The organism is Plantactinospora sp. KLBMP9567, from assembly GCF_033446045.1.
Classification (GTDB): Bacteria; Actinomycetota; Actinomycetes; order Mycobacteriales; family Micromonosporaceae; genus Plantactinospora.
Window position 1 is genome coordinate 203937 of sequence record NZ_JAWQRR010000009.1, and the last position, 18272, is coordinate 222208.

An 18272-nucleotide genomic window follows, 5' to 3' on the forward strand; every position below is an offset into this window, starting at 1 on the left:
CCTCGCCGGGGGTGGGCGACCCGGACCGGAGCTGGGCCGAGCCCGCAGTTCGGCCGAGTCGCCCGCCGGGGACGTCAGCCGCGTCGGCCGCCCGGGACGCCTCCGGAGGTGCCACCCCCGGTCGGGGTCTGACCGCCGCCGGGACCGCTCGTCGAGGACTGGCCGTTGCTGACCCGGAGCATCACCACGCCGCCGGAAACGGTCCGGCCGTCCGGATCGGTGCCGGCGACCGTACCGTCCGGGCAGTTCGAGGCCACCCGGTTCGGGTCGACCTCCACCGTGAACCCGGCGTCGCGCAGCGCGGCGGTGGCGTCGTCGACCGAGCGGCAGGTGACCGACGGCACCGACTTCTGGTCTCCGTACACCAGTTTCTCGTCCGGCTTGGGGAAGTCCTTCTTCGGCTTCCCCTTCATCGCGTCGGCCAGCGTCTCGTAGACGGCCGGGTTCACGATGTCGTGGTCCATGTCGGTGGTGGTCTCCGGCCAGTCCGGGTTGGCCATGATGCCGGCGACCGAGAGCGTCGTGGTCATGGCCACCAGGGAGGCGGTCCGCTCGCTGTCCGTGGTACCGGTCTTGCCCGCCACCGGGTGGTCCACCACCCGGTGCGCGTCCGCCTCGGTCGCGCCACGGCACCTGCCGTACGCGGACTGGTCGCCGACCGGGCACCGCGCCGCGTCGATGGCGGCTCGGGCGACCTCGGGGTCCACCGCCTTGTCACAGCGCGGTGAGGCGATGTCGAGCGCCTTGCCGGCGCGGTCCTTGACCTCCTGCACCGGGATCGGCTCGCAGCGCTTGCCGTCGGCGGCCAGCGTGGCGTACGAGTTCGCCAGGTCCAGTGGGGTGGTCGCCGAGACGCCGAGGGTGAACGATCCCCAGCCGTCGGCCTGGGCCGGGTCGTTGGCCATCGCCGCCTCGCCCGGCTGCCGGAACCGGATCCCCATCCGCTGCGCCGCGTCGACGACCTTGGCCGCCCCGACCCGCTCCTCCAGCGGTACGAAGTAGGTGTTGACGGAGCGGCCGAACGCGCTCCACATGTCGTGCATGCCGGCCATGCTCTCGTTGTCGTTACCCGGGCACCACCGCTCGGTGCCGGAGCAGGCCGAGTCGCTGCCGCGCTCCGCCGAGTACTTCGACGGGTAGCGCTGCGGCGCGTTGTAGCTGTGGCTGAGCGAGTAGCCCTGCTCCAGCGCGGCCACCATGGTGAACATCTTGAACGTCGATCCGGCCTGGTACCCGGCCACGTCACCGCCACCGGTCAGCAGCGGGTTGGTGGTACGCGGATAGGTGGCCCGCATCCCGGCGTCCGCCTGCTTCGGGTTGCTGGAGACCGGGTTCTTCGGCTTCGCCGGGTCGTCCAGCCCGAACGTCCGGTTGGTGGCCAACGCGCGCACCCGGCCGGTGCCCGGCTCGACGGCCGCCACCATCAGGGCGTCCTTCCGCCCCGTGGGCAGGTACTGCTGCACGTTGGAGTAGGCGGCCTTCTGCACGGCCGGGTCGAGGGTGGTGACGATCCGGTAACCGCCGCCCTTGAGTCGCCGCTCCCGGTCGTACGAGGTGTTGCCGAACGCCTCCTGATCCATCCACCACCGGTAGAAGAAGTCGCAGAAGAAGCCCCAGTCGTTGTGTACCGAGCTGGTGCAGCCGTTGGCCGGCCGCTGCCCCTTGACCTTGAGCGGGGTGGCCATCGCCGCCGCCTTCTCCTGCTCGGTGATCGCACCGGTCTCCTTCATCTGCCCGATCACCCAGTCGCGGCGGTCCACCGTGCGGCCGTAGCCGGGCCCCGCGCTGTCCAGCGCGTCGTAGTAGCTCGGCGACTTGACCAGACCGGCGATCATCGCCGCCTCCGGCACGGTCAGGTTCTTCGGCTCCTTGCCGAAGTAGAACCGGCTGGCCGCCGCCACCCCGTACGTCCCGTGGCCGAACGGCGCCATGTTCAGGTAGCGCTCCAGGATCTGGTCCTTGGTGAGTTTGTTCTCCAGCGCCGCCGCCTGGCGCATCTCGCGCAGCTTCCGGACGTTGGTGTCCTCGCTGGCCGCCACCACGTCGTTCGGGTCGGTGGCACCGTATGTGATCGACATCCGGACGAGCTGCATGGTCAGCGTCGAGGCGCCCTGCCGGGAGTTGCCGGTGAAGTTCGAGATCAGGGCCCGCATGAAGCCCTTCACGTCGACCCCGTTGTGCCGGTAGAACGCGTGGTCCTCGGCGGCGATCATCGCGTCCCGCATCGCCGGCGAGATCTCGGCCAGCGGGACGTCCTGGCGGTTCTCGTCGTAGAACGTCGCCATCAGCGTCTTGTTGTCGGCGGCGAAGACCTGGGTCGCCTCCGGCACCTGCGGCACGGTCAGCTCGGTGGGCAGGTCCTGGAACGAGTCGGCGCCGGCCTTCGCCGCGAGCCCGGACATGGCCACCGCCGGGAACGCCGCCCCGGCGACCACCACCCCGGCGAGCAGGGCACAGATGAGCAGCGTGGCGGCCTTGGGCAGGCCACGTCGGCGGAGTTTCGGCATGATCGCGTGAACCTCTGGGTCTGGCGGGCAGGTCGCGGGCGGGCGGCCGGCGCGAGCACAACCGTACGCGCGCTTTTCGCCCTATTGATCCAGACGCCGCACCGAACCGCACGGTTGCGTCGCGGTGGATCTCCCAACTGACTGCTACGTCACACCCGGAATCCCGGCGGCGGCCCCGACCGGCCGCCGCCGATCCGGACAGGTCAGCCCAACGTGGTACCGGCCGGTGCCGCCACCCGCCGGGCCCGGACCGCTGCCGCCAGATCCGCCAGCACCTCCTCGGTCTCCGGCCAGCCGAGGCAGGCGTCGGTGATCGACTGCCCGTACTCCAGCGGCCGGGTCGGGTCCAGGTCCTGCCGGCCGGGTACCAGGAACGACTCCAGCATCACCCCGACGATGCCGCGCTGGCCGTCGGCCATCTGCCGGGCCACGTCGGCGGCGACCACCGGCTGCCGGCGGTGGTCCTTGCCGCTGTTGTCGTGGCTCGCGTCGATCACCAGCCGCTCGGGCAGCCCGGCCGCCCGGAGCAGCGAGAGCGACGCCGCCACCGACTCGGCGTCGTAGTTGGGCTCGCCCCGGCCGCCGCGCAGCACCAGGTGGCAGTCCGCGTTGCCCCGGGTGTGCATGATCGCCGGAGCCCCGGAGACGTCGATGCCGGGGAAGACGTGCGGCACCCCGGCGGCCCGGATCGCGTCGACCGCCGTACCCACGCTGCCGTCCGGGCGGTTCTTCATCCCGATCGGCATGGAGAGGCCGGACGAGAGCTGCCGGTGCACCTGGCTCTCCACCGTACGGGCCCCGATGGCACCCCAGGCCACCGTGTCGGCGATGTACTGCGGGGTGATCGGGTCCAGGAACTCGCAGCCGACCGGCAGCCCCAGCCGGAGTACGTCCAGCAGCAGCGCGCGGGCGGCCCGCAGCCCGGCGTTCACGTCGCCCGAGCCGTCCAGCCCCGGGTCGTTGATCAGGCCCTTCCAGCCGACGGTGGAGCGGGGTTTCTCGAAGTAGACCCGCATCACCACCAGCAGGTCGTCGGCGTGCTCGGCCGCTGCCACCCGCAGCCGTTGCGCGTAGTCCAGGGCCGCCGCCGGATCGTGTACCGAGCAGGGGCCGACGACGACCAGCAGCCGATCGTCCTCCCGGTCGAGCACCCGGGCGACCGATCGTCGGCCGTCCAGTACGGCGCTGGTCAACGGCTCGTCCAGGGGCAGTTCGTGGTGCAGCATCGCCGGGGTGGTCAGCGGCACGATCCGGTCGATGCGCTGGTCGCTGACCCGACCCATCCCAGTGGTGGTCATCGTCGAGGCTCCCTCTCTGCCGACCGCCACCCCGGGGCCGGCGCCCGGGAGTCGAGCCGGCTGTTTCCACGAAAAAAGCAGGGACGATGTCCCTGCTTCAGCCGGCTCTTGCTGGATGGTGACGTCAGGTCATGGCTGAGTCACCGGCTCCGGAGCCGGCTGACTAAACCATCGATACGAACGCGCCACGGAGAGAACCATACCCGACGGCGGTCCGCGCCGGACCGGGTGTCCAACTCCTGGTACGCGCGGAATCACGCCTTGGTACGGCGAAGCGGACGCGCCACCCTAAACCGGTCAGTCCTCGTCCTCGGGTTGGGTCGGACGGGGTCGGGTGGACGGGTGGGGTGGCGGGGTCAGGCAGTCGCGGACTGCTTGGCGAAGCGGACGAACGCCTGCCACCGGCCGGGAGCGAACGCCAGCGTGCCGCCCTCGCGGTCCTTCGTGTCGCGGACGAGGACGACGCCGGAGAGGTTGTCGGCGACTTCCACACACGCGCCGCCCGACCCGTTGCTCCGGCTGGACTTGCGCCAGTCGGCGCCGGTCTGGTCACTCATCGCGTATCTCCTTGCCGATCATTGCTATCAGGTCGGCCGACCGGGCCGGATCGAGTGCCGCTTCTTCGATTGCCCTCCATGCCTTAGCGTACGCCGCAACTTCTGCCGGCTTGTCGAGGTAAAGGGCGCCGGTCAGGGACTCGCTGTAGACCGTGGTGGGTTCGGGCGTCCTGATGCCGAGCGGGGGAAACTCCAGGATGATGAACTGCCCGCCGGTCAGGGCGAAGCTCGGCGCGGCGGATCGCGGGACGACCCGGATGCTCGCCACTTCGGCCGCCGCCTGGTTGTGAAGGTGGGCGAGTTGGCGTGCCATCCCCGGGGCCTCCCGGCGTAGCACCCCCTCGTCCACGATGACCTCCAGACGCGGCGGCTCGGGCTTCTTCCGCGTCAGGATTTTCTGGCGCTCCATCCGGACCTCGACCAGGCGCCCGACTTCGCGGGGCGGAAGGTCCGGATGCGACCGCAGCAGGAACTCGGCGTACTCCCTCGTCTGTAGCAGGCCGGGTAGTGCGGCGGGTTCCCAGTGCCGGAGGCGGGAGGCTGCGGCTTCCAGGCCGACGTACAGCTCGAACCAGGCCGGCAGGGTGTCGCCGTAGGCGTGCCACCAACCCTTCGCCTTGGTCTGGGCGGCGAGCTTCTTCAGCGCCTCGGGCATCTCGCCGGAGATGCCGTAGAGCCGGCACATCGCCTCGACGTCACGTGCCTTGACGGCGGCCTGGCCGCCCTCGATCCGGTACATCGTGGAGCGCGACCATTCGAGGTCGGCGCCGGCGGCCTCCAGGGACAGCCCGGCCTGTTCCCGAGCCTGCCTCAGGAACCGGCCCAGTTGCCTGCGCGGTATGGACGATCCCACGTCCGTCATCGCCGGACCCCCTGTCTCAACTTGAAGCAATCAGTCGATCGATTCTGGGACTGTTTCCGGTGGATTGTGAAGAAGGAACGACTAGCGAGCGATGCGTCAGCTTAGACCGTTGCATGTCCCTTGTGGGGGCACCGAGAGTGGCAGCAGCAGGACCGCTCGGTGACCGCAAAGCGCCCGGGTGGAACTCGCACCGGGAGCCGGTCTCAGCTCTCCCCACTGAGATCGGCTCCCTCCGACTCCCCGAGGAGGTATGCGATGAGGAGACTCCACTGGTTGTTGACCGACGTCCTGGTCGGCCCTCGGTTGCGGCATCGGCGGGACTGGCGTCGCCTCTGGCGCTACTGCCGGTGCGGCTTCCGCTGGCGGTGCCCGGACTCGATCGAATCGGTCCCGATGCCGTACGCGCCGAAGGCGCCGCCGCTCACCCCGGCCACGTACCGGGGGGCCGTTCGGGCGGCGGCACCCATGGCCGTCGCGGCGGGCAGCCGGTCGACGTCCGCTCGGCCTCGGGCCCGGAACGTCCGCGATTCACACTGGAACTCGCCGTCCGGGCGACACCAGATCGGCCGGGTTGGTGCGCTGACGCCCGGAGAGGCCGGGTGGGGACGCCGAGCCGAGGAAGTCCGACCGGCGGTGTCATGATCGGCTGCGAGGAGCGTTGGCGGCGGCACGTGCCGGTGCATTCCTCGTACCGGTGCCGGGCCTGCGGCCTCGACTGGCCGTGCCAGGACGCGCGGCTGGCGCTGCTGACCGGCGTCCGGGGCAACCGGTTGAGTCTGATGGTGTACCTCGGTAGCCACCTTGCCCGCGCCTTGCAGGAATTGCCCGACGTACACCCCGCGCTGCTCGCGAGCCGGTTCCTCCACTGCGTGCCGCGCCGCCGCTGACCGACCTGGCGTCCGTTCCGGCCCTGCCATGGCCGACGCCCGAGCCCGACCTGGACAGCAGAGGCGCTACAGCACTCCGGTAGCGCCTCTGCTGTCCAGGTCGGCGCCACCACCTCCAACATCCGGAGGGCAAACTCGCCGGAGCCGCTGCCTTCCGGCGGCAGCCGCGCGCGCCGTGCGGCGTGAGCCGAACGCCCCGGGACCGCCCTGCCCGCTGTCGGCCCTTCCGGCGGTACCTCTGGTTCGGACTGTAGAGCTGCCCCGTTTGCGCGCCCACCGGAGCGTGAGGTCGTTCCGGTGGGCGATCTCGTCCTGTGCGGAGGTCACTACGCCCGAACGGTGCCCGGACCGGTCCGGGCACCGTCCGTCCAACCGGGAGCACAGCCGGGGCAGCTCGACAGTCTCCGCAGCAGACATGCCGCCGCCGGTCGCCGGGTCGTCCCGTCGCCAGGGATCGGACGCTGACACGTGCCCTTTGGCGACATAACGAAGGGCCCCTCGGGTCGGAACGCTGGGCGGTTTCAAGGGGTCGTTGCGGCGATCCCGAGAACCCAAGCTCCGACCGGAGGGGCCCTTTCGCGCACCTCAGAGGAGCAGGAGCGTCCCGCTGGTCAGGTTGATCTCCTGGGTGGCCAGGCCGGTCCAGTCGGAGGAGAGGAGCAGCCGGTCGCCCTCGGTCAGGGTGACCCCGACGCTGTCCCTACCGCCGAGCAGATCGCGGTCGGTGCCGGTGATCCGGAGGGTGAGTCCGGTGGCCACCGTGACCGGGCGGCGGGAGTCGGTGACGTCGTACAGGCCGGCCCGGGTGCGCAGGTCGAGGCGGTCGGTGCCGCCGCTGGACCGTACACCGAACGAGTCGAGCCCGACGCCCCGGATCTCGTACCTCCGACCCTCGGAACGGAAGGAGACGGCGGTCGTACCGGTGCCGCCGAGCCGGGTCTGCGCGACCAGGACGCTGAGCTCCACCCGGGACTTCGGATCCACCGGGTACGCCCCGGCCGACCTGGTGGGGGTCACCGAGCCGCCGCCGAGCACCACCCGGGTACCGGACCGGGCCACCTCGACCCGCGCCTTCGTGCTGCCCGCGTAGTTGCCGCCGAGCGTGACGGTCACCTCGTGACCACCGGTCGGCAGGCTCGCCGTGCAACTTGCCACCGAGGCGGAGTCGCCGGTGCCGAGCGGTGCCGGTACGTCGGTGCAGAGCGTCCGGCCACCGGCGGTGAAGGTCACCGTGGCGGTCGAGACGTCACCCGGCCACGGCTCGGCCCCGGTGTCCGGCGAGATCTCCCGCAGGGTGGCCTGGAGCAGCACCTCCGCGTTCCGGCCCGAGCCGGACACCAGGGTGTCCCCGGTGTACGCCAGCTCGGCCGACTCCGGCAGTACCCGGACCGTGAACGAGACCGTCCCGGTCAGCCCGTGCTGGTCGGTGACGGTCACCGTCACCGGGTAGTCGCCCGGGGCCGCCCGGTTGTTGCCGACGACGCCCCAGACGGCGGGCTCGCCGCTGCCGTCCGGTTCCTCCGGCGTCTTGGCGCCGAGCAGCAGACCGGCGGGGAGCCCGGTCGCGGTCGCGGTGAGCTGCCCCGGGCCGCCGTCCGGGTCGGTGACGGTGACCCGCACCTCCGGCAGGATCGGGTCGCTGTACTGGACCGTCACCACCTCACCCGGCCCGCTCAGGGTCACCTTCGGAGTGGCCCGGAGCGCGAAGTCGGCGTCGTTGAGGTCGAAGAAGACGTTGCCGACCGCCTCGATCCTGATCCGGGCCGCCTTGGTGCCGACGTTCGGCAGCGTCACCGTCTCGGCGCCGTCGTTGGCGGTGCGCTCCGCGAGGACGTACCCGAAGGTCCTGCCGCCGTCGACGGAGAGCGAGATCTTCACCTCGCTGACCCCGATCGGCGCGGCGTCGGTGCCGGCGACGTCCCAGCTCACCGGCAGGTCCGTGCCGCCGACCAGGGTGTCGGCGGTGGCCTGCGAGGTGACCAGGAACGGTCCGGCGGCCGGCGCCAGGGTCAGCGCGGTGTCGGCACTGCCGATCCCGCCCGCGCCCGGGTGCCCGTCCCGGGCGGTGAGCCGGAAATGCAGGGTCCGGTCACCGGTGAAGCCGACCCAGTCGGCGGTGGGCAGGAACTCCGAGTAGCAGTCGACGATCTCCGGCGGCACGTTGCTCGCCCCGCCGCTGGTCGGTGGTGGCGGCGCGGCCGGGCAGGTGCCGGTCTTCGCGTTGGTGTTGTTCGCGGCGATCTGCGCCAGGTCCGGGAAGACCCGGGTCGGATCGGTGGTGACCGCGTTCAGCCCGGGGGAGTGGTATTCCAGGGTGTCGGTCGGGCTGACGACCGCCGCCGTGCCGAACTGCCGGAACAGCGGACCGTTGGTCTTGGTGTTGCTGACCAGCGCGGTCCCGGCGGTGCTGCCGCCGCTGACGCCGCCCCGGTCGTTCTGCTCCCACAGGTACGTCACCGTGTCGCCGTCCGCGTCGGTGGCGCTGCCGGTCAGCGCGAACGGGGTACGGACCGGAATCGTGTACGCGGCCGGTGCGGTGACCACCGGTGCGGAGTTGCCGGTCTGCTCGACCCGCCAGCCGCCGTTGTCGATCGGGCCGCCCTTGACCGTCTCGCCGACGAACCCGGACGTGCCGGTGGGATTGGTGACGGCGAGCGCACCGACGTTGACGGCGGCCACCGGGCCACCGGCGAAGGTGACCTGGAATCCGGTGTCGTCCAGCAGGCCGGTACCGCCGAACGGCGCGACCGCGACGAGCGCGCCGGCCGGCCAGCCCGGGATCGCCTCGATCGCCGCCTTGATCCCGGCCGTGCTGTAGTTGCCGTCCCGGACGATCGGCACCGACTCGGCATCGCCGAAGCGGAGCGTGAACGAGTCGCCGTCGGTGTCGAACTCGCGCAGCGAGACGTTCTGCACCTCGTTGACGGCCGGCCGGGCCGAACCGACGTACGTGGTGATCTCGGTGTAGCTGCGCTGCGACCAGTACGGGTCGCTGTGCGGTTGCAGGTTGTCCTGCTGGCAGATGCCGGCGTACGCCATGATCGACGAACCGCTGCCCGGCTCGTACGAGTTGGCGGGGCTGCGGTTGCCGCCGGAGCAGTTCCACTGGGTGCCGTTGAAGGTGTGGTTGCCGGCGAACTGGTGGCCGATCTCGTGCGCGACGTAGTCGACCGCGAAGAAGTCGCCGACCGGGGTCGGCAGGCCGGTGCAGCCGCGCGCCTTGTTCGCCCCGCCGACCACGCCCAGCCCGGCGATGCCGCCGCCGTTGACGCCGAGCCCGATGTGCCCGACGTCGTAGTTGGACGCCCCGACGAGCTGGCCGAGCACGATGTTGTTGCGGCTCAGCGTGCCACTGCCGCAGGAGGAGATCTGCGCCGCCGTGTAGCAGGGCGCCGCACCGCACGGCCCGTTTGCCCCGGTCGCCTCGGCCGGGGTGTTCAGGTTGGTCTTCTCGGTCTCGTCGACCAGCACCAGCCGGATCGCGGTCTCGTCGGAGTAGATCTGGGTCACCCGGTTCACCAGCGTCACCTTGGCGGCGGTGACGTTGGCCTGTCCGAAGTAGCTGGCGTAGGACGGGTCGGTCACCAGGGCGAGCCGGTACGTCCGCAGTGTCACGTCCCCGCCGGCCGCGCCCGGAGCCGCCCCGAGCTCGTCGGCGAGCGCCTCGGCGCCGTGCGCCACGTCCTCCCGCTCGACGAACGGCTCGTCGGGGTTCGTGGCGTCCTTCACGTAGTAGCTGGCGTACCGGGCCTGGTCCTGCCGGCTGTACGGGTCGACGTACCAGACGCCGCGCTCGGACCGGACGGAGGCGTGGAAGCCCAGCGGGGTGAGGTCGGCCCGGACGGTCGCGGTCGGATCGTCCAGCCCCCTGCCGGCGTACGTGCGGATCTCCGGGTGCCGGGCGGCCAGGCCGGGCGCCATCACCGGCGAGTCGACCAGCGCGAACCGCTGGAACGTGCCGTCCGGTGCGGGCAGCGACACCACCAGGGACTGGGCCGGGGCGGTGCCGCCGCGCTCCTCGGGAGCCCGGTCCAGGGCGGCGGCGAGGCTCGCCCGGTCCAGGGCGTACCCGGTGAACCGCCCGACCTGGATGTCGGTGGGCCCGGCGGACCGGGCGGCGGCCGAGCCGTCGGCGAGCCGGGTCCACGGGTTGGCCGGCTGGCCCGGCGCGGAGCTGGCCGGGGTGGGGGTGGCCAGCATCGGCAGTACGCCGGCGGCGAGGGCGGCCACCGCGAGGGTGGCCAGGCGTCGGCGCGGTGCCGCCCGACCGCGAGCGGCGGCGGGTAACGAGGGGGTCGTCAACTCTGTCTCCTTGGGACTACTCCGGCGCCGGTCGGTCGCGCGGGCGTTCCTGCCACCCGGCCAAGTCCATCGAGCAGTTGCGGGGGTGATCGCACGATAGGCGCCCGGACCCGGCGGTGAACAGCCTCCGGGCGGCCGGAAGCGGAGCCGACCACTGTGGTCCCTTCCCGGCGGGGTTGTGCCCGCCGGGGCGGGTCGATCGGATAGCGTCGTGGCCATGCCCGAGACCGGTTATCCCTGGCCGATCGAGACCACCCGGCTGGACAACGGCCTGCGCGTGGTGGTCAGCGAGGATCGCACCGCCCCCGTTGTCGCGGTCAACCTCTGGTACGACGTCGGCTCACGACACGAGCCGGACGGCCAGACCGGCTTCGCCCACCTGTTCGAACACCTGATGTTCGAGGGTTCGGTCAACGTGGCCAAGACCGAGCACATGCAGTTGGTGCAGGGCTCCGGCGGCTCGCTGAACGCGACCACCAACCCGGACCGGACCAACTACTTCGAGACGCTGCCCTCGGAGCACCTGGAACTCGCGCTCTGGCTGGAGGCGGACCGGATGGGCGGTCTGGTGCCGGCGCTGACCCAGGAGACCCTGGACAACCAGCGCGAGGTGGTGAAGAACGAGCGGCGGCAGCGCTACGAGAACGTCCCGTACGGGGACGCCTGGCTGCGCCTGCTGCCGCTGCTCTATCCGCCCGGCCACCCGTACCACCACGCCACCATCGGCTCGATGGCCGATCTGAACGCCGCCGACCTGGCGACCTTCCAGGCGTTCCACACCACCTACTACGCGCCGAACAACGCGGTGCTGACGGTGGCCGGGGACGCCTCGGCCGCGGAGGTCTTCGCGCTGGCCGAGCGCTACTTCGGCAGGCTGGTGCCGCAGTCGGACATCCCACCGGCCCCGGACGGCCAGGTGGTGCCGACCATCGGAGCCCCGGTCCGGGAGACCGTCACCGCCGACGTGCCCGCGCCGAGGGTCTATCTGGCGCACCGGACCCATCCGTTCGGCGGCCCCGGTTACGACACGGTGACCGTGCTGGCCACGCTGCTCGGCAGCGGCCGGGGCAGCCGGCTCTACCAGCGGCTCGCCGACGGGGCCCGGCTCGCCCAGCCGGACAGTGTGGGCGCGTTCGGCGTCGACCTGGCGTACGCGCCGGCTCCGCTGCTCGTCACCGCCACCGCCCGGGACGGGGTGACCGCCGAGGAGTTGGAGGCGGGGCTCGTCGAGGTGCTCGACGGGCTGGCCGACGGGGTGACCGGGGCCGAACTCGACCGGGCCAAGGCGCTGCTCACCACCGGCTGGTGGCGGCAGCTCGCCAGCGTGGACGGCCGGGCCGACCTGCTCGGCCGGCACGCCACCCAGCTCGGCGACCCGGCCCGGGCGGCCGACCGGCTGCCGGGCTGGCTCTCGGTCACCGCGGAGCAGGTGAGCGGGCTCGCCGCCGAGCTGCTCCGGCCCGAGGACCGGGCGACCCTGACCTACCTGCCGGAGACCCAGGAAGAGGCGTCATGACCGAGCCGGGACCCACCCTGATCACGGAACGGCCGCCGACCGGGGCCGCCCGGCCGTACACCTTTCCCCGAGTGGTCCGCAAGGCGGTGGCCGGTGGCAAGGTCGTCGCCGCCCACCTGCCGGGGCACCACCTCGCCGTCGCGGTGCTGCTGCTCGACGGCGGCGCCGGGCGCGAGCCGCTCGGCCGGGAGGGGCTCTCCGGGGTACTCGCGAAGGCGCTGGAGGAGGGGACCACCCGGCGCGACTCCACGGCGTACGCGCTCGCGCTGGAGGGGCTCGGCACCGAGCTGACCATCAGCACCGACTGGGACGCGTTCCAGGTCAGCGTGCAGGTCCCGGTCGAGCGGCTGCCGGCCGCGGTGGAGCTGCTGGCCGAGGCCGTCCGGACGCCGCGGCTCGACCCGGCGGACATCACCCGGGTACGTGACGACGAGGTCACCGCGCTGCGGATGTACTGGGCGAACCCGGGGCCACGGGCCGACGCCGTGCTCCGCGCCGACCTGTTCGGGGCCGACCAGCGGCCCGGCCGCCCGATGGACGGCGACCCCGACTCGGTGGCCGCGGTCACCGTCGACGACGTCACGTCGTTCCACGCCGCCTGGCTGACCCGGTTCGGCACCCTGCTGGTCGTCGGGGACCTCGACCGGATCGACCTCGACGTGCTCGGCACCACCGCGTTCGCCGGCGCGGACGGTGCGGTGCAACCGGCCGGTCCGCCGCTGGAGGTGCCGGTACGCGACGAGCGGCGGATCATCCTGGTCGACCGGCCCGGCTCGGTCCAGTCCACGCTGCGGCTCGGGCACCCCGCTCCGCACCGGGCACACCCGGACTACGTGCCGATGACGCTGGCCGCCACGGTGCTCGGCGGCGCGTTCACCTCCCGGCTGAACCACCTGATCCGGGAGGTACGCGGTTACACGTACGGGATCCGGTCCGAGTTCGGCCACTCACGGCGGTTCGGGCGGTTCGTGGTCAGCTCCGGGGTGCAGACCGCGGTGACCGCGCCGGCCCTGGTGGACGCGGTGGGCGAGATCACCCGTACCCGGGACGCCGGGGTGACCGAGCCGGAGCTGGCGGTCGCCCGGGCCTGGCGGGCCGGGCAGCTCTCGGTGGAGTTGCAGACCCCCCGGGCCATTGCCAGCGCGCTCGCCACGCTGGTCGTGCACGACCTGCCGGACGACTACCACGCGACGCTGCGCGAGCAGTTGCTGTCGACCGCCGAGCCGGCGGTGTCGGCGGCGGCGGCGACGCACCTGCACCCGCAGGGGCTGACCCTGGTGATCGAGGGCGACACGGCGCTGATCCGGGACGAGCTGGTCGCCAGCGGGCTCGGCGAGGTGGTCGACGCCGCCGACTGACGCCCTGCGTCGGGCCGCCCTGCGTGGGGCGGCTTGGGGCCGGGCCGTCCGGGCCGGGCGGCTCACGTCGCCCGCCGCCGGCAACTCGCCGACGCCCTACCGGCCTGTCCGGCCGCCGTCGGCCGCCCGGATGCTGGGCGGTGCGGTAATCGGCTTGCCAGGCCGCCCGAACGGCTGGGTAGCCTCGCGGTATGAGGATCGGCATTGTGGGGGCCACCGGGCAGGTCGGTGGCGTGATGCGGCGGATACTCGCCGACCGCCAGTTTCCGGTGGACGAGCTGCGGCTGTTCGCCTCGGCCCGGTCGGCGGGGCGCAGCCTGCCCTGGCGGGACGGCGAGGTCACCGTCGAGGACGCCGAGACCGCCGACTACGCGGGGCTGGACATCGCGCTCTTCTCGGCCGGAAAGGGTACGAGCAAGGCGCTCGCCCCCCGGGTCGCCGAGGCTGGCGCGGTGGTGATCGACAACTCGTCGGCCTGGCGGATGGATCCCGAGGTGCCGCTGGTGGTCGCCGAGGTCAACCCGCACGCCGTCGCCGAACGCCCCCGGGGCATCATCGCCAACCCCAACTGCACCACCATGGCGGCGATGCCGGTGCTGCGCCCGCTGCACGCCGAGGCCGGACTGCTCAGCCTGGTGGTGGCGACCTACCAGGCGGTCTCCGGCTCCGGGCTGGCCGGCGTCGCCGAGCTGGACGAGCAGGTCCGCAAGGTCGCCGACGGTGCTGCCGCGCTCGCCTTCGACGGCCGGGCCGTCGAGTTCCCGGCCCCCCGGCAGTACGCCCAGCCGATCGCCTTCAACGTGCTGCCGCTGGCCGGCTCGATCGTCGACGACGGGTCGGCGGAGACCGACGAGGAGCAGAAGCTCCGCAACGAGAGCCGCAAGATCCTGGAAATCCCCGAGCTGAGGGTCTCCGGCACCTGCGTCCGGGTGCCGGTATTCACCGGGCACTCGTTGCAGGTCAACGCCAGGTTCGCCCGGCCGCTGCGCCCAGAGCGGGCCCGCGAGTTGCTGGCCTTGGCGCCCGGGGTGGCGCTGGCGGACGTACCCACCCCGCTGCTGGCGGCCGGGCAGGACCCGACGTACGTCGGCCGGCTCCGGGTCGACGAGACCGTCGAGCACGGGCTGTCGTTCTTCTGCTCCACCGACAACCTGCGCAAGGGTGCGGCGCTGAACGCCGTACAGATCGCCGAACTGGTGGCCGGCGAGTCGCGGTGACATCCGGCTCCGCCGGCTGATCCGGGTCTCCGTCACCGACGACCGGGCCAAGACCGCCAACCTGCGGCGCGATCCCCGGGCGAGCTTCCAGGTCAGCACCCCAGACGGCTGGGCGTACGCGGTCGCCGAGGGCAGCGCCGAGCTGACCCCGGTGGCGGCCGAGCCAACCGACCCGACGGTCGAGGAACTCGTCGACGTCTACCGGGCGGTCCAGGGCGAGCACCCGGACTGGGACGACTACCGCCGGGCGATGGTCGCGGACCGCCGACTGGTGCTGCGGCTCCCGGTCGAGCGAGTGTACGGCGCACCGCCGCGCGGCTAGCCGAGTCTGGCCGGCACCGGCGCCCGGGGGGTCGGCGCCGTCGCCGATCGCACACCGAGGCCCGGGCCCGGCACGTCGGGGGGTGGTTCCGGCGCTGACGCCGAGCGCCAACACCACGATGAACTCCAACGTCTTTCTCGGCGCGGCCCAGCTCGGCCTTCCTGGTGCCGACCACGACGTAGGCGCTCTCCAACACCTTCCCGCCGGAGGACTGCCGGCGGGTGCCGTCGTTCTGGGCCGTCACCGGAGCCGGCCGGCCCTGACCGGCACGGTCTCGGTACCGACAAATCGCCTTTACGCGTTGTCACGGTGATCCGGCGCGCCGGTCGGTGTCGGGGATACCTGCCGGGTCCCCCTCTGCGGTGTTACGTCGAGGTCTGCCCGGGTAGACCGGGTCGGCCGACCTTGAGAGGGGAGCAGGATGACGACCGTCGGAGAGTTCATGACGACCCGCTTGGTGACCATGGACGGCGGCGACACGCTCACCGCTGCCGCCCAGGAGATGCGGGACAGCGCCATCGGCGATGTGATCGTGACCAACGGGGACAACGTGATAGGCATCGTCACAGACCGCGACATCACGGTGCGCGGGGTGGCCGAAGAGTTGAACCCGTCGAGCGCCACGCTGAGCCAGATCCTCACCCAGGACGTGGTGACCGTGACGCAGTACGACGACGCGGTCGCCGCCGCAGACCTGATGCGGACGTACGGCGTACGGCGGTTGCCGGTGGTCGAGGACGGCCGACTGATCGGCTTGGTCTCCCTCGGCGACCTCGCGGTCGAGCGGGAGCCGCAGTCCGTGCTCGCCGACATCAGCGCCGATGAACCGAACAACTGAGACTGGCCCGACGGGCCCGGGCGACAACGGCGTCCCCGGGCTCGTCGGGCCACGCCGCGCCGTCGACCCGTGTCCCGACGTCGTCGGGCCCGGGTGACGGCGCCGGCTCCGGCCGCCGACCGGGCCACCGGAGGACGTCGGACGGGCAGGCGAGGGAGGGCAGGGCGATGGATCCGACCACGGAGTTCTTCGAAGGGCTCAACCACCGGCCCCCGGACCCGCTGCTGGGCAAGATCCGGGGAACGGTCCGCTTCGAACTCGAGTCGGGCGCGGACGTCGACACCTGGCTACTGGTGCTCAGTGCCGGCAGCGTGAGCGCCACCCAGACGGACCGTACGGCGGACTGCACGGTCCGGACCGACCGGGAGTTCTTCAACCGGGTCGCCGCTGGCGAGGCGAACCCGCTCGCGGCGTTGCTGCGTAACCGGGTGACCGTGGAGGGGAAGCTGGCCCTGTACGGCTACCTGAACCACCTCGTGCCCGGGCCGCCGGGCGCGCACGAACCTCAGGAATGGGTACGGCAGCGGGGGCAGCGGCGATGAAACCACTGGTCAGCATCCTCGACGGGAACACCTTCGTGGTCAGCGACAACCGGGGCGACATCGACCCGTCGCCTACCTTCCCCACCGGACTGTTCTCGTTCGACACCCGGTTCCTGTCGAAGTGGGAACTGACCGTTGACGGAAACCGGCTCAACGTGCTCTCCGTCGATGACCTCCAGTACTTCGAGTCGCAGTTCTTCCTGGTCCCGGGCGAGCCGACGCACTACGTGGACGCCAAGCTGTCGATCATCCGGCACCGGACGATCGGCGGCAGCTTCGTCGAGGAGCTGACCGTACTCAACCACCAGGACCAGGCGGTCGAACTGACGGTCCGGATCAACGCGGCGAGCGACTTCGCCGACCTGTTCGAGATCAAGGACGTCAGGGAGAAGGTCGGCGGCACCACCGTGCTGGTGGAGCAGGACCGGCTGCGACTCTGCTACCAGCGGGAGACCTTCAGGCGCGAGGCGGTCATCACCTCGACCGCGCCGGCCGAGTTCGACCACGACGGGCTGACCTTCGTGCTGCGGATCGGGGCGCACCAGCAGTGGCAGACCCGGTTGCGGGTGGAGACCCTGGTGGAGGGGGCGGGCGGCCGGGACATCCGGCTCAGCATCCAGCGGCACCAGAGCCGCTCCCCGCAGGAGCTGCGCCAGGACCTGGGCGCCTGGTTGGACCGGGCGCCGAAGCTCACCAGCGACAGCGAGGCGCTGACCGAGACGTACCGGCGCAGCCTGGTCGACCTGGCCGCGCTGCGGTACACGCCACTGGTCGCCGGACCGCCGTTGCCGGCCGCCGGCCTGCCCTGGTTCATGACCATGTTCGGCCGGGACAGTCTGATCACCTGCCTCCAGTCCCTGCCGTTCACCCCGGAACTCACCGGACCGACGCTGCGCTACCTGGCACTGTCCCAGGGGGTCAGCCTGGACGACTTCCGGGAGCGCGAGCCCGGGAAGATGCTGCACGAGATCCGGTACGGCGAGTCGACGGCGTTCGAGGAGCAGCCGCACTCGCCCTACTACGGCTCGGCCGACTCGACCCCGCTCTTCGTGATCCTGCTCGACGAGTACGAGCGGTGGACCGGGGACACCGAGCTGGTCGAGACGCTGGAGCACGAGGTCCGGGCGGCGCTGAACTGGATCGACCGGTACGGGGACCTGATGGGCAACGGCTACATCTGGTTCGAGCGGCGGAACCTGCGCAACGGGCTGGAGAACCAGTGCTGGAAGGACTCCTGGGACGCCATCTCGTACTCCGACGGGCGGCTGCCGGCCTATCCCCGGGCCACCTGCGAGCTACAGGGCTACGCGTACGACGCCAAGATGCGCGGCGCCCGGCTCGCCCGGCTGGTCTGGCGGGACCCGGTCTACGCCGACCAGTTGGAGCGGGAGGCGGCGGAGCTGAAGCAGCGGTTCAACCGGGACTTCTGGGTTTCCGACGGCGAATACTACGCGTTGGCCCTGGACACCGAGGGCGGCCAGGTGGACGCGCTCTCGTCGAACATGGGGCACCTGCTGTGGAGCGGGATCGTCGACGACGACCGGGCCGGGAAGGTGGCCGAGCACCTGCTCGGCCCCCGGCTCTTCTCCGGCTGGGGGGTGCGGACCCTGGCCGAGGGGGAGGGCCGGTACAACCCGATCGGCTACCACGTCGGCACGGTCTGGCCGTTCGACAACTCGCTGATCGCCTGGGGTCTGCGCCGGTACGGCTTCCGGCACGAGGCGGGCCAGATCGCCGAGGCGATGATCGAGGCGGGGCGGTACTTCGAAGGCCGCCTCCCGGAGGCGTTCGCCGGCTACGACCGGGCGCTGACGAAGTATCCGGTCCAGTACCCGACGGCGTGTAGCCCGCAGGCCTGGTCGACCGGTACCCCGATGCTGCTGATCCGGACCCTGCTGGGCCTGGATCCGCACGGCGAGCACCTGGTCGTCGACCCGGCCCTGCCGGCGGGGATGGGCCGGATGGAACTGCTGGACATCCCGGGCCGATGGGGCCTGATCGACGCTTTCGGCCGGGGCCGGGCGGAGCACAGCCGGACACCACCGAGGCTGATGGAGTGACCGGCA

Annotated in this window: 12 protein-coding genes and 1 pseudogene; 8 read left to right on the forward strand and 5 right to left on the reverse strand. The window is 71.9% G+C overall.

Features of this window, described 5'->3' with window-relative positions; translation table 11 throughout:
* Positions 1-74 precede the first annotated feature (74 nt).
* The 4 genes from R6Y94_RS06780 to R6Y94_RS06795 all read right to left on the reverse strand — a co-directional run bounded on the left by R6Y94_RS06780 (position 75) and on the right by R6Y94_RS06795 (position 5224).
* Positions 75-2507 (reverse strand): penicillin-binding protein, encoded by a 2433-nt coding sequence (locus R6Y94_RS06780; protein ID WP_318394904.1) that lies wholly within the window; start codon positions 2505-2507, stop codon positions 75-77.
* Positions 2508-2710: 203 nt separating this feature from the next.
* The gene (locus tag R6Y94_RS06785; protein ID WP_318394905.1) at positions 2711-3805 is read right to left on the reverse strand and encodes a 3-deoxy-7-phosphoheptulonate synthase; all 1095 of its coding nucleotides are present in this window, start codon (positions 3803-3805) and stop codon (positions 2711-2713) included.
* Between the two features lie 356 nt (positions 3806-4161).
* The gene (locus tag R6Y94_RS06790) at positions 4162-4362 is read right to left on the reverse strand and encodes a DUF397 domain-containing protein (protein ID WP_318394906.1); all 201 of its coding nucleotides are present in this window, start codon (positions 4360-4362) and stop codon (positions 4162-4164) included.
* Positions 4355-5224 carry a helix-turn-helix transcriptional regulator gene (locus R6Y94_RS06795; protein WP_318394907.1) on the reverse strand — a complete coding sequence of 290 codons (870 nt, stop codon included), beginning with the start codon at positions 5222-5224 and terminating at the stop codon, positions 4355-4357. The genes R6Y94_RS06790 and R6Y94_RS06795 overlap by 8 nt, the downstream gene beginning before the upstream one ends.
* 638 nt (positions 5225-5862) lie before the next feature.
* Here R6Y94_RS06795 and R6Y94_RS06800 point away from each other — a divergent pair.
* Complete coding sequence (locus R6Y94_RS06800) at positions 5863-6111, forward strand: flavin reductase (protein ID WP_318394908.1); 249 nt, start codon at positions 5863-5865, stop codon at positions 6109-6111.
* A gap of 585 nt (positions 6112-6696) precedes the next feature.
* On the opposite strand, the gene R6Y94_RS06805 is transcribed toward R6Y94_RS06800, so the two are convergent.
* Positions 6697-10413: a M12 family metallo-peptidase gene (locus R6Y94_RS06805; protein WP_318394909.1), complete on the reverse strand. Its 3717-nt coding sequence runs from the start codon at positions 10411-10413 to the stop codon at positions 6697-6699.
* A 217-nt stretch (positions 10414-10630) separates the two neighbouring features.
* On the opposite strand from R6Y94_RS06805, the gene R6Y94_RS06810 reads away from it, so the two are divergent.
* From R6Y94_RS06810 to R6Y94_RS06840, 7 genes and pseudogenes are all read left to right on the forward strand, one after another.
* Positions 10631-11929: a pitrilysin family protein gene (locus tag R6Y94_RS06810; protein WP_318394910.1), complete on the forward strand. Its 1299-nt coding sequence runs from the start codon at positions 10631-10633 to the stop codon at positions 11927-11929.
* Positions 11926-13287, forward strand: coding sequence for a pitrilysin family protein (locus R6Y94_RS06815; RefSeq protein WP_318394911.1), 1362 nt, complete (start codon positions 11926-11928; stop codon positions 13285-13287). Before R6Y94_RS06810 ends, R6Y94_RS06815 begins: the two co-directional genes overlap by 4 nt.
* A 191-nt stretch (positions 13288-13478) precedes the next feature.
* Positions 13479-14504, forward strand: a complete 1026-nt coding sequence (locus R6Y94_RS06820) for an aspartate-semialdehyde dehydrogenase (protein WP_318394912.1) — start codon at positions 13479-13481, stop codon at positions 14502-14504.
* 16 nt (positions 14505-14520) lie between these two features.
* Positions 14521-14826, forward strand: a pseudogene (locus R6Y94_RS06825) (TIGR03618 family F420-dependent PPOX class oxidoreductase); the annotation flags it as partial.
* A 421-nt stretch (positions 14827-15247) separates the two neighbouring features.
* Complete coding sequence (locus R6Y94_RS06830) at positions 15248-15664, forward strand: CBS domain-containing protein (protein WP_318394913.1); 417 nt, start codon at positions 15248-15250, stop codon at positions 15662-15664.
* Positions 15665-15831: 167 nt separating this feature from the next.
* Positions 15832-16206 (forward strand): SCP2 sterol-binding domain-containing protein, encoded by a 375-nt coding sequence (locus tag R6Y94_RS06835; protein WP_318394914.1) that lies wholly within the window; start codon positions 15832-15834, stop codon positions 16204-16206.
* Positions 16203-18266 (forward strand): glycogen debranching N-terminal domain-containing protein, encoded by a 2064-nt coding sequence (locus tag R6Y94_RS06840; RefSeq protein ID WP_318394915.1) that lies wholly within the window; start codon positions 16203-16205, stop codon positions 18264-18266. The genes R6Y94_RS06835 and R6Y94_RS06840 overlap by 4 nt, the downstream gene beginning before the upstream one ends.
* Positions 18267-18272: the final 6 nt, after the last annotated feature.